General features: G+C 44.4%; 14 protein-coding genes and 1 pseudogene. 5 read left to right on the plus strand and 10 right to left on the minus strand.

Annotation, left to right across the window (positions count from 1 at the left end):
* Positions 1-200: pseudogene (locus K5Q99_RS20080) on the plus strand (hypothetical protein); the annotation flags it as partial.
* Between the two features lie 245 nt (positions 201-445).
* Here the strand turns inward: K5Q99_RS20080 and K5Q99_RS20085 are convergent.
* Complete coding sequence (locus K5Q99_RS20085; protein ID WP_220777923.1) at positions 446-2,218, minus strand: DUF885 domain-containing protein; 1,773 nt, start codon at positions 2,216-2,218, stop codon at positions 446-448.
* Between the two features lie 306 nt (positions 2,219-2,524).
* Here K5Q99_RS20085 and K5Q99_RS20090 point away from each other — a divergent pair, with 306 nt between their 5' ends.
* A complete protein-coding gene (locus K5Q99_RS20090; RefSeq protein WP_220777924.1) occupies positions 2,525-3,928 on the plus strand; it encodes a DEAD/DEAH box helicase in 1,404 nt (467 codons plus the stop codon).
* Positions 3,929-4,025: 97 nt separating this feature from the next.
* Positions 4,026-4,526, plus strand: coding sequence for a peptidylprolyl isomerase (locus tag K5Q99_RS20095; RefSeq protein ID WP_106650370.1), 501 nt, complete (start codon positions 4,026-4,028; stop codon positions 4,524-4,526).
* 96 nt (positions 4,527-4,622) lie between these two features.
* On the opposite strand, the gene K5Q99_RS22950 is transcribed toward K5Q99_RS20095, so the two are convergent.
* Genes K5Q99_RS22950 through K5Q99_RS20110 form a run of 3 tightly spaced genes read right to left on the minus strand, consistent with a single transcriptional unit; the run spans position 4,623 to position 5,321 of the window.
* On the minus strand, positions 4,623-4,811 hold the full coding sequence (locus tag K5Q99_RS22950) for a DAPG hydrolase family protein (protein WP_373317129.1): 189 nt from the start codon (positions 4,809-4,811) through the stop codon (positions 4,623-4,625).
* Complete coding sequence (locus tag K5Q99_RS22965) at positions 4,751-4,945, minus strand: DAPG hydrolase family protein (protein WP_198555444.1); 195 nt, start codon at positions 4,943-4,945, stop codon at positions 4,751-4,753. Before K5Q99_RS22965 ends, K5Q99_RS22950 begins: the two co-directional genes overlap by 61 nt.
* Entirely contained in the window at positions 4,926-5,321 is a 396-nt protein-coding gene (locus K5Q99_RS20110) for a DAPG hydrolase family protein (protein WP_198555442.1), read from the minus strand. The genes K5Q99_RS22965 and K5Q99_RS20110 overlap by 20 nt, the downstream gene beginning before the upstream one ends.
* A gap of 86 nt (positions 5,322-5,407) precedes the next feature.
* Here K5Q99_RS20110 and K5Q99_RS20115 point away from each other — a divergent pair, with 86 nt between their 5' ends.
* Positions 5,408-6,049 (plus strand): TetR/AcrR family transcriptional regulator, encoded by a 642-nt coding sequence (locus tag K5Q99_RS20115; protein ID WP_220777926.1) that lies wholly within the window; start codon positions 5,408-5,410, stop codon positions 6,047-6,049.
* A gap of 375 nt (positions 6,050-6,424) precedes the next feature.
* Positions 6,425-7,396 (plus strand): DMT family transporter, encoded by a 972-nt coding sequence (locus K5Q99_RS20120; RefSeq protein WP_220777927.1) that lies wholly within the window; start codon positions 6,425-6,427, stop codon positions 7,394-7,396.
* A 167-nt stretch (positions 7,397-7,563) separates the two neighbouring features.
* On the opposite strand, the gene K5Q99_RS22590 is transcribed toward K5Q99_RS20120, so the two are convergent.
* The 6 genes from K5Q99_RS22590 to K5Q99_RS20145 form a co-directional block, all read right to left on the minus strand.
* A complete protein-coding gene (locus K5Q99_RS22590) occupies positions 7,564-7,791 on the minus strand; it encodes a hypothetical protein (RefSeq protein WP_246604545.1) in 228 nt (75 codons plus the stop codon).
* A gap of 87 nt (positions 7,792-7,878) precedes the next feature.
* Positions 7,879-8,577 (minus strand): hypothetical protein, encoded by a 699-nt coding sequence (locus K5Q99_RS20125; RefSeq protein WP_246604546.1) that lies wholly within the window; start codon positions 8,575-8,577, stop codon positions 7,879-7,881.
* A 107-nt stretch (positions 8,578-8,684) separates the two neighbouring features.
* Positions 8,685-10,673, minus strand: coding sequence for a GMC family oxidoreductase (locus K5Q99_RS20130; RefSeq protein ID WP_220777928.1), 1,989 nt, complete (start codon positions 10,671-10,673; stop codon positions 8,685-8,687).
* Positions 10,670-11,200, minus strand: coding sequence for a hypothetical protein (locus tag K5Q99_RS20135; protein ID WP_220777929.1), 531 nt, complete (start codon positions 11,198-11,200; stop codon positions 10,670-10,672). The genes K5Q99_RS20130 and K5Q99_RS20135 overlap by 4 nt, the downstream gene beginning before the upstream one ends.
* 19 nt (positions 11,201-11,219) lie before the next feature.
* On the minus strand, positions 11,220-11,477 hold the full coding sequence (locus K5Q99_RS20140) for a hypothetical protein (protein WP_246604547.1): 258 nt from the start codon (positions 11,475-11,477) through the stop codon (positions 11,220-11,222).
* A partial coding sequence (locus K5Q99_RS20145) for an IS3 family transposase (RefSeq protein ID WP_220775748.1) occupies positions 11,474-11,592 on the minus strand: 119 nt, incomplete at its 5' end. The genes K5Q99_RS20140 and K5Q99_RS20145, both read right to left, overlap by 4 nt.

Here is an 11,592-nt window from a genome sequence, read left to right on the forward strand (position 1 = left end):
AATCCCTCGATTATAGTTTACGTCGATTATTGATATTACAAGAAACCGTTAACGAGCTCGTTGAAGAAAAGAAACATCAATTAGCCCAGCAAGAAAACATTCAAACCTACAAAACAAAAATCATAAACTTGTCGAGAGAATTTAACATTTCTTACGATGAAGTCCTAGCGCTAATGGCCGCATCTCAATCTAAAAATTAAACATAACGCTATCCGGTTATATTATTAAGCCGCTAAATTATTTGGCTAAAACTGCATATGCCATATAACTAAATATATAGTTTTTAAGTTATATGGCAAAAGATTTTGCGGTTCGCTATTTGCAAAACGTTAATCATATTATTCATAAGCAGTGTCAACTTAGCTTCACATCCAACTCTCGTTTATGCCACAATTCAACCTAAAAAGCAGAGCCTGAACTCTGCTAATTAATATTATGCATAAACTTATTTGTTTTGCATTAATTGACGAATGTACTTCACTGGAGCACTACCGTAACTTAAAAACTCCTCATGGAAAGTTTTAAGGTCAAAATCATTGCCTTGCGCTTTCTTATATTCTTCGCGGAAATCATAAATTTCTCGATAACCAGAATAGTAGCTCGTCAATTGCACTTGGCTAAGCGTCGCGCGGCGCCACTTGCCTTCTGCTTCTGCCTGCTGTTGGAAGGCTTCGTTCATCATCAGGGCGATAGCTTGCTCTTCAGTCATGCCTTTCACATGAATGCTGTAATCCAAAATCGTGTTACAGATAACGCGTAAATTCCACTTGTAGTACATCAACCACATTTCAGGCTCAAAGTTGCCATAGCCTTCTTCTAACATCATACGCTCGGTATAAACCGCCCAGCCTTCAACCATAGCGCCATTACCAAATAAACTCTTCACTAAACTTGGAGATTGATTAGAGTAAACGAGTTGAGTGTAGTGCCCTGGAATAGCTTCATGGATATTGAGGATTTGTAGGATCCAGTGATTATATTCACGCAAGTAACTCTCGGCGGACTCATCACTCATGCCATCGAGCGGCGTCACGTTATAATAAGTATTTCCTGATTTTTCATAAGGTCCCGGTGCACTAATTGAAGCGCCGGCATAACCGCGCATATATTCCGGCGTTTCACGGACGACCAGTGGTTTGTTAGGATCTAATGTCACTAAGTTTTTATTATTTACAAATTCAATTAACTCAGGAATTTGCTTACGCACTTCATTCACGAATTCATCGCGCTGAACATGTTTAGTTGATAATTTATCGATTAATTGACGAATAGCGAGCTTACTGTCCGCAGGTTTTGGCGTAGTAAAATATTTAGGCCATAACTTATCGGTAATTTTTGCCATTTCCCCTTGAACACGGTCTTTATCGGCTACGGCTTTTTGATACAGCTGTTTCGCCGTCATGCCCGCTTGAATATCAAAGGCAAATTTTTGCTCATATAACGCTTCGCCAATTCTAAAACTACGGGCACCGTCCTTCTTGAGTTGAACCACTAACTTGTCTAACCAAGCGATATGGCCGTTAATTGCGGCAGTAGCGGCATCAAAACGTGTTTTAAATAATGCTTTTTCCGTTGCCGTTAGACCAGAGTCGGCGACCTGTTTTAATAAGTCATCGGAAAAAACCGAAAATGCACCTTGATTCTGCAGCACTGCTAACTCAGTGTGCTCCAATGTTGGCTGACTAATGTTTGCCTGCGCGGCAGCATAATAAGCCGGAACATTTTCTAACCGCGCCAATACCGAACGTAATCTGTCATCTAAAGGGGCAAAGTTTTCATTGATGATTTGGGCAAAACCGCCCGATACATTATAACTTGAAGGATCCCACTGCCAAGATTTAAAACTGTCAATTTCCCATGCCATGCTACCGAGTAAATTGTCAATCAGATGGTAATCAATCAGTTCATTCGGCGTTAGCGACTTTTGCTCGAACTGAGTCAATTTGGCTTGCTGCGCTTTCACAAACGCTAAGGTTTTCGCACGACCAGCCGCATCGGGGATTTCAAGATAGCCATCGTTAACATGCTTGCCACTGTATAAGGCCCAGGTCGGTGACATTTCCCACAATGAATCAATAAAGGAGGCTGAAAATTGCTCAAATGAGTGAGCTTTAACTTCAGGTGCAACCACAGGCTCGGTTTGACTGGTATGGGATTGACAACCAGCAAGGCCGGCCAGCGATAACACTATCGCAAGGGAAATAGCGGATTTTTTCATTATTATGAGTCCTTTGTTGATATTTATCAGGCATGCAAAAAATTACCTAAGTTAATCATATTGTCCCAATAATTGCAGCAGTGTTAGCTGTGAATACATCTACGGTTACAAAATTGTGAGTTATCGATATTTATGCCACTTACCCTATTCGAGTTAAAATCCCTGCTCTGCTAAACGTACTCAGATAATGATAATCGCCTATTCTGTTTCACCTCCTGCTATAATATCGCCCTGCTCCACTGTTCATGCTTTAGCGTAACAGTTTGCTTATACATTATTGACCTGACCCTTTACCTGAGACATTCAATGCCATTTTCCAAACTTGGATTAAGCGATCCGATTTTAAGAGCCATCACCGAGCTCGGCTATTCACAACCTACTCCGATCCAAGAAAAAGCCATTCCGGTGATCTTGAAAGGTAAAAACCTGCTGGCAGGCGCGCAAACGGGTACAGGTAAAACCGCCAGTTTTGTGTTGCCACTACTGCAAATGTTCGCCGATATGCCGAAAATTCGGGCTAAACGCGTTCGCGCCTTGATCTTAACGCCAACCCGCGAATTGGCCGTTCAGGTAGAAGATAATATTGCCAAATACGCAAAATACCTGCCGCTAACCTCTATGGCCATGTATGGTGGCGTCGATGCCGCACCACAGAAACAACGTCTTATCGAAGGCGTCGACATTCTGGTAGCGACTCCCGGTAGATTGCTCGATATGTACACCCAAAGAGCGATTCATTTCGATGAGCTCTCGGTATTAGTCCTAGACGAAGCCGATAGAATGCTCGATATGGGATTTATCGAGGACATCAATAAGATCATCGAACGTCTGCCAACGGAACGCCAAAATCTGTTGTTTTCGGCAACCTTATCTAAGCAAGTGCGCTTTTTAGCGAAAACAGCGGTTGAAAACCCTGTTGAGATTGAAATTGCCCGTGACAGTGCGAACGCACCACAAATCGACCAATGGTTAATCACTGTCGATAAAGACAAAAAGTCTGCCCTGTTAAGCAAGCTCATCACTGAGCAAGCATGGGAACAGGCGCTGATTTTTATCCAGACTAAACAAGGCGCCGCCAAACTGGTCAGCCAACTCGAAAAACGCGGCATTGCCGCCGAAGCCATCCACAGTGGTCGCAGCCAAGCGGTACGCGAGCAGTTATTAGTCGATTTCAAATCCGGAAAACTGCGCTTTTTAGTCGCGACCGGCGTGGCTTCTCGCGGTATCGATATCGACGCCCTCACCCGCGTGGTCAACTATGATTTGCCCGACGAAGCCGATGATTATATTCACCGTATTGGCCGAACCGGTCGTGCAGGTGCCTGCGGCGAAGCTATCTCCTTTGTTTCTAAAGATGATTTTAGAAATCTGTGCGCTATCGAGCGCCGTTTAGGCCACATCATAGTGCGTAAAGAAATTGAAGGCTTTGTGCCGAACAAAGAAGTGCCAGTTTCTATCCTCGACTTTGTGCCGAAAAATACCACGCCAAAAACCTTTAAAGCACGCGCACCTGAGGCTAAAACCTCACGCCCCGCGAAAGAAGGCTCCTTTGAAACCGCCCATGCGAAAAAGCATCGCAGCGCGAAATCAAAGCCTGAGGTAAAAGCCACTGTAGCGCGGCCACAATCCACACTGGCTGAAAACAGTAGCGAGACTACGGGTCGCAGTGCACCCTTTAATCCGTGGAACAGCGGCCCTAAAAAAAACTGATAGCCTAATACAGAGTCACGATCCCGTATAAAGTCATGATCTAGTACCTGTCGTGACTTGTTAGAAGTAGAAACTCATTAAGATAGAAGATATTAGCATGATTACATTCAGCACCAATTTAGGCGATATCACCATAGCACTCGACTTTGAACATGCGCCTGTCACGTCAAAAAACTTTGTCCGCTATTGTGAAGAAGGCTTCTTTGAGCACACGATTTTTCACCGAGTGATCAAAGGCTTTATGATCCAAGGCGGCGGATTTACCGCAAAAATGAAAGAAAAGCCGACCCATGAGCCTATCGTTAATGAAGCCAACAAAGGTCTAAGTAACACCATAGGCACCATCGCTATGGCTCGCACCGATGCCCCTCATTCAGCCACAGCGCAGTTCTTCATTAACACAGCCAATAATGACTTTTTAGACCATACAGCCACCACTAATAACGGTTGGGGCTACGCGGTATTTGGTAAGGTCACAGCGGGAATGGATATTATCCAGCAGATTGAAAAAGTCAAAACCACCACAGTCGCTGGCCACGAAGACGTGCCCCGCGACCCCATAGTTATCGAGAAAGTAACGATTAATATCCAAAGCTGACCGTTAAAACGATAAGACTTTCTTTTGATATAATAAATCGCTCAGTTTTAGCTGAGCGATTTATTATTTTTCGTAGCGGTTTTGAAAATTAATTATTTACCAAGGTGTAGGTGCAGCTTCGAGTTTTGCTTCAGCGAAATACAGCGACGGTAAGATACGTGACAAATAAGTGAATTCGTTATAACAGTGTCGCATGAGATTCAAGCCTATCTCATCAGAGACCTCTATCTTTTTATCGGGTTCCGGTTTCCGAGAAGAAAGCGACTTCTTAATACACAGCCAAATTCCGTATCTCGGGCCAAATGAACCATCTCACCACTAACAGGATCGCCTTCTGCATCTACCACAATATCCTCACCAAAACCAATCGTAGAGCAGATAGCGGCTGATACCCAGTTGTTATCCAGCGCCTTTCTCATATGCCGTTAATTCAAAAAAGTCCGTAGGTGCATGAAACTTAAGTTTGGCCGCGACTGGCGGAATATCTGCAAGGGACTCAACAGCTTCAATGGTTGCACCAATATAATTTTCCCCTTTAACCCACTTCTCGTCCCATCCTTTAAAAGCAACATGATCATGAGGATGCCACCATTTAATTTTTTGTGTTGAATCAAAATATCTGAACCACCAATCGAGCATCTCCCCCTTGCAACCATGCATATCGGTTCTTACTGCAACGAGTAATTCACCACTTGCTAGCCTTGAAAGTCCCATTTCAAGCTTTAGTGGTGCTGGGTTGAGTAAATCATGAATATCATCCACTGCCCAACATTTTGATGTTGCGATTTCTTTCATTCCATTTCTCCTACTCTATTTTGGAAACCAAGTTGGTTTCCAAAAAAATTACGCTTATAATTCGGTGTTGTCAAGGGAGAGAATTGATGCCAATTAACACTAACGAAATAAAGAAGCGCGGCCGTCCCACCACGGTTGGCGAAGAGACAAAAACGAAAATAGTGGCGGCAACATTGGATGTTTTGTTGGAATTAGGATACGAAAAAACCAGCCTAGATCAGATTGCCAGCCAAGCTAGCGTCGCCAAAAAAACAATTTACCGATTTTCTTCAGGAAAAGACGAGCTGATCCAATTAGCATTGCGTAGCTGGACTGATTCATTTAAATCATGCTTTGAAAAAAATGCGGCTTCGCTCGATGAGTTTGTGCAGCAGCTTGAGGACGGATTAGTCACGATTGGCGAACAAGTACTGAGCCCTAAAGCTGTTCGCCTTTTCCGGCTTTTACAGTCTGACTTTCCGGGTAGAGATGAATTGATAGCAAGCTATCAGCAACAGGGAATTCAACGCGGTAGGAAAATCTTACAACTATGGATGGTCAAGCATAGCGACCTTCACATCATTCGTGAGCAAGATTATGAAATACTGAGTAACCTACTAGTCGCCATGGTCATTGCAGAACCACTACGAGAACTGGCTTTAAGGCAAACACCTTTAATACCGATTCGAGATAGAGCCCATAGCGCAGTGCAATTACTGTTACCGAGCTTCAGCCAAACTATCCCATAAAAATTGGGTATCTTATTGCCCTATTTAGGAAAAGTATTTTGTATTCGGCTGATTAACGCCACAGCCAAACAACTTGTCTCTATGCTATTTGCAGATATTGGACATATAAGATACGCGTAGCGGCGTTAGGCAAAATTAACCATCTGCATCTGATATAGATGAAAAAGCCATGTCTGTATCTATTATAGTGTCTTGCTTACTCTTATTATCCTCTTTCCTTATAAGCCAAAGAACACTGCGAACTCGGACCGAGAATCCGATTAGAATGAGCAAAGAAAGCCTACTGTAGCGCGCATAAAATGCCGTCTAACTTAGAGCGCAGGATGTTTAACTCGAGTCACATGATGTTTAACTTGGGTCACAATAAGCTATATCATGACTTCAGCGGCCTGCTCCATCAAGCCAACACTCTCAAGTCGATACTTTTTCACAGACGCAGTCTACGCATGTTGGGAAGAGATTTTGAATAATACAAAAGGTAGTCTGTTTATGGTGGCTGCGATGGCAGCATTTTCTATTGAAGACATGCTCATCAAATCTGCAGCAGAAACCACCTCTATCGGCCTCATTCTAGCGTTATTTGGCCTAGGTGGGATGTTGATTTTTATACTGTTAACCTGGCGTAAGGGCGAAACAGTACTTCACCCTGCAGCATTGTCGAAACCCATATTATTACGCGCACTGTGTGAAGTTATCGGCCGATTCTGTTTTGCTTTAGCTATCACCTTAACACCACTATCAAGTGCATCCGCTATTTTGCAAGCCACACCTCTAATAGCCATGATTGGCGCAGCCTTGTTGTTCGGTGAACAAGTAGGTCATAAAAGATGGCTTGCGGTATTGGTTGGTTTTGTGGGCGTACTGATGATCATTCGCCCTGGGCTTGATGGCTTTGAAGCCACCTCTTTATTTGCCGTTATCGCTACCTTAGGTTTTGCAGGACGCGATTTAGCGACACGTGCCGCATCGCCTGTGTTATCTAACATGCAACTTGGGGTGTATGGCTTTTTTGTGTTAATTCCGACAGGCTTAGCCATACTGATGTACCAAAATGAGCCCTTACAGTTTAGTACCACTGCGGCAACACAAATTCTGGGAGCCATCGTCTTTGGTGTCATGGCCTACAATGCGCTGACAATCGCTATGCGCGCTGGGGATGTCTCGGTAGTCAGCCCCTTTCGGTATACCCGTTTACTGTTTGCCTTAGCATTAGGCATATTAATATTTGGCGAATCACCAGATTTACTGACACTTCTAGGGAGCTTACTCATAGTATTAAGTGGCGGCTATACCTTAATCCAAACGCGTAAAAGAACCACGACGAATAACATACCTAATGCGGCATGATATGAGTAAAACAACAACGTAAGTTGAAATCTCGGCTAAATTCTTCGCAAGTAAACCGACTCGACAAGGCGCAGAAACAATCAACACAGATTCAGCCTTATGACACCAACATAACGAGTAACGCTCTTATGGAATCTGTCTAAGCTGCGAGGACGGCGTTAGTCATCTTATTGTGAACGGCAGTAGTTGATGTTGGTTACAGCGAGCGCCTGTGATTTTAATGCAATACTGCATTCCAATGGCGGCGCAATTGTCTCTAAGGGGCCGCAACGTCCCATACCATAACTCGCAAACTGATTGGGGTTAATGTCAGCATGGAAGAACTGATTCGGAACCCGCACCTTTAAACCACTGTGTTCACCCAAAGAGTCGGTTAGTTGGTCGCCGATACTCATTAACCAAAATACCTTTCGCTCAGTTTCCAGCGCCTCGCGAACAATATCTTTATATGCAACATTGTGTGCTGGTGTGGGTAAATTACTTCACACCAGCTGTTTGGTGTTGCGTGAAAAATAGGTGAACCTATCTACGACCTTGGCATCAAGGCCCATGTTATTTTCAAGCCAATACTGAGTGGGTTTAGCACTTTGGTTTTCACAATTACGGGCCGTGACAAAATAACAATCAACACCGTCTTTAAAACACCATTGTTTAGCAAAATCAACCATGCCCTGAATTGCTGGCCCCTTGCCCGTTGGGTCGGAATCAATTGCAGCGCTAAATTCCAGTGTATTATCAATATCAAACATCAATGCTGGCGTGTTTTTCTGCTGTTTGAGTGCATCGATTAAGCCGCTTTTTTTAAAGGACCACATCAGATCATCTAACCGTTTGCGCAAGGTTTCAATATCAGTGGCATACTGGGATTGGGCGCCATAGTGAGAAAAACCAGCACTATCCTGCGTGAGCTGATAGTAGTTTTGGTCATCGCTATTGGTCATCAACGGGCTGGGTGCGGGCACAGTGATGGGCTTGCAGTTATTGCCATCAGCATCGCATTGCGCATCTAAACAGATTTTCTCGGAAGCGCTGTATTGATTCGCCGCCCCAATACGCACATCTAATTGCGATTTATCGCGGGTCAACGCGCGGTACAAGCTGAGCGGGTCAGGTGTTGTTGAATGAGCACTGCATGCGCTGAGAAAACAGGATATCAGCAGTAATAAAATACTATGTTTCATCGTGATACTCCGATAACAGAGTGATATTGAAAACCGCGCCGATTTAGCACGCGGTTCTTTACTGGCAAATTAAAAGCCGGTTAAAGACTTTAAAAAATAAAATGGCATTAACTTGCTTTGAGATCTGCTAACACATGATCTGCTGCCTGAAATGCCAGCGCTGCCAAAGTGAGGGTGGGATTACCCGTCGCAACCGTTGGAAACACACCGCTACCGACTAAAAACAGATTGCTATGATCCCAAGATTGCTGGCGAGGATTCACCACAGATGTATCTCTGCAGTCCCCCATTCGATATGTCCCCACAATATGTCCAGCACCGTAAAACGTAAAATTATTGCCCTGATATTCAAAATTATTCGACGTCACCTCACGCTTATCACCATAGAAAACCGGCGCAGACGGTGCCTTGGTATATTCGCGCGCACCAAGGGCATCAAAGAGTTTGGTCGAAATATCTTTAGCCGAGACAAATGCGTTGCGCACATAATCTTCGCGGACTTGATAGGTTAATTTGGGGCGCGGTAAACCTAAATTATCAGTCAAGGTCTCAGACAATTCGACACGGTTTTCCGGATCCGGCAATTGCTCAATTAGATAACCCATACGAATTTGCCGTGTGTAAATACCATTTAAGGTACTCACCAAGGAGGCACCAAATAAGCTGCTATTTGCAGGCATAGCGGGATCAAACCGTAATGAAATTCCCTGCTGATTGACAGAATCCCCATTTAATTGCGAATTATTTTGTCCAAATACAAAATCAGCTAAGGTCGTGAATGGATCGTTCGCAGCCCACTGCCAACCCTCATTGCCGATTTCAATACGATAGGCGGCACGGTCTTTACGAAAGGCGCCATCGCGTAAACTTTCAATGCCCGCAGTAGATAGAGGTTCTCGAAAACCATAGACAGGATCTTTCGCCAATCCCCAGGCCAAATACATGATGTGATCCATCAAATTACGCCCCACTTGATCGCTATGGTTGGCGACACCGTTCGGACAGGCTTTATTACGCTTAGACATGAGCAATAATTTAGGCGTCTCAATCGCGTGAGCGGCAATCACATATTTTTTAGCCGTAACAGTACCGCCGCCCGTCGCTACCCCTCCGTGAGTTTGATAGGTCACATAATCAATACCAACAACATCCTTTGTGTTTTCATCCACTTGAACATTTGTCGCAACATGACGATAAAACACATCAACATTGCCGGTTTGCAATGCTCGTCCGAGCGTCACAGTGGCATCGTATTTGGCTTGGATTGGGCAAATAGGAATACAATTTGTGTTACCCGCACATTGACGGCGTTCGCCCGGTAATGAATTACGCCCTTGAGGGGTTGGCGTAACTGACAATTTAATCTTGTCGTACACCATATCGCTCACCGCTTGTTCGTATTGTTGATCGACTAAAGATGAAACAATACCTGGCATGGGATAATCGTAATTCGCGCCATAAACGCCATCCGGTGAAACATTAAATCCGCGATAAAGCTCATCCATCGCCTCTTTGTCACCGGCGACGCCAATCTCATTGGTCGCCTGTTCATAGTAAGGAACCAGCGCCTGATAAAATTGTTTTCCACCGGGCCAATCCACACCCTGCTTATACTGAGTTTGCAATTCAAAATCATTGGGCAATAGATGCAAACTGGTTCCTAGCCAATGCCAAGTTGTGCCGCCGCCAATACGCTCATAGGAACTAGCAAAAGCAAACTTTGCTTCAGGACTGTCAGGTTTCAAATGCTCTGGTTGCGGCGTGTAGTCGAAATAACATTGCTTTGGATTACGCCATGCGCCAATTTGCAACACGGTATAACGCGGCACATTTTCCTTCGCAGGATCAGGCAGTCCGAGTGGATTATACGCCGTCGATACCGCTGGATTTTGCGTAGTAGGAGGATAAGGGGATTCAGGTGTTTTAGCATTGGCTTTAAAAAAGGTTTCCATGTAACCACTGCGGTCAACAGGCACTTCCTGCCCTGCTTCGAGGATTAATACTTTTTTCCCTGCCATCCCCAGTTGATAAGCCATGATAGAGCCCGCAATACCAGAGCCCACTATAATGACATCGTAATTGGTTTGCGCGCTCATACTGCACCTCCTTGATGACCCGTATATGCCGACAGTGCAGCGGGTGCTTTTGCCCAATAACCATATCGATAATTTGAATCCCCCATCGGATGCGCCTGCATAACTTGCCAGACTAGACCCGTGGTATAACTTTTTGCCGAAATCATATCGCTAACCGTGGTCTCCGGATCTTTATTGGTCGCGGGAATAATGGTTGGCCATGCACCTGAGTACCACATAAAAATCAATTTACGACAGGCCAACACAAAATTCGTCCCGTTGTCTGGCGCCAGCATTTGCGTGCCAATTTGTTGATCTGATAATTGCTGCGCTTTTAACGCCGCATATTTCTGCAAAATAGTAGTAACTAAAGTTGGGTCCTTCGATTCTTCGGTTATTTTTTGCGTAAACACAGGTAAGTATTCGGATTTAATATCCACGGGATCCAATGTCGGGGCAATAATACTGGTCGCAAAGCCGGTTAATACTGCGCTCAAACCAATAAAATTATTCATAGTGTCGGCAGTCGCGCCTGTAATATCAGTCATGATGAGTTCCTTTCATAAATTATTGCGCGCGTTGCAGCAAGTAAGTGAAATCAGCAAAATTACCGTTAGTGGTTGCCGCATTATTGTGACAAGCCATACAGCTGCTTGATGTTTGCTTTACCGAACCCTGTATATAAGTTTCGAGCGTGGTGTTCGCTAAAAATGAGGGAGCAGGCACGCCCGTTGGATCGGTGGGATTTTTAGCATCGGTAGGCCATTGCGTACTGATCAATTCGTAGTTCTTCCATACCGATCCCGGCACGACTGTACTGGTCAACCCAAACTGGACACTTTTACTTGAGAATTTTCAAACTCTACAGGTGACAGATCGTCATTAGCAGAATGCAGCCGCTCCAAGTTATAATATTTCATGTAAGCCGTCACATCTTGCT

Origin of the sequence: Shewanella hafniensis, assembly GCF_019655335.1 — a bacterium.
Classification (GTDB): domain Bacteria; phylum Pseudomonadota; class Gammaproteobacteria; order Enterobacterales; family Shewanellaceae; genus Shewanella; species Shewanella hafniensis.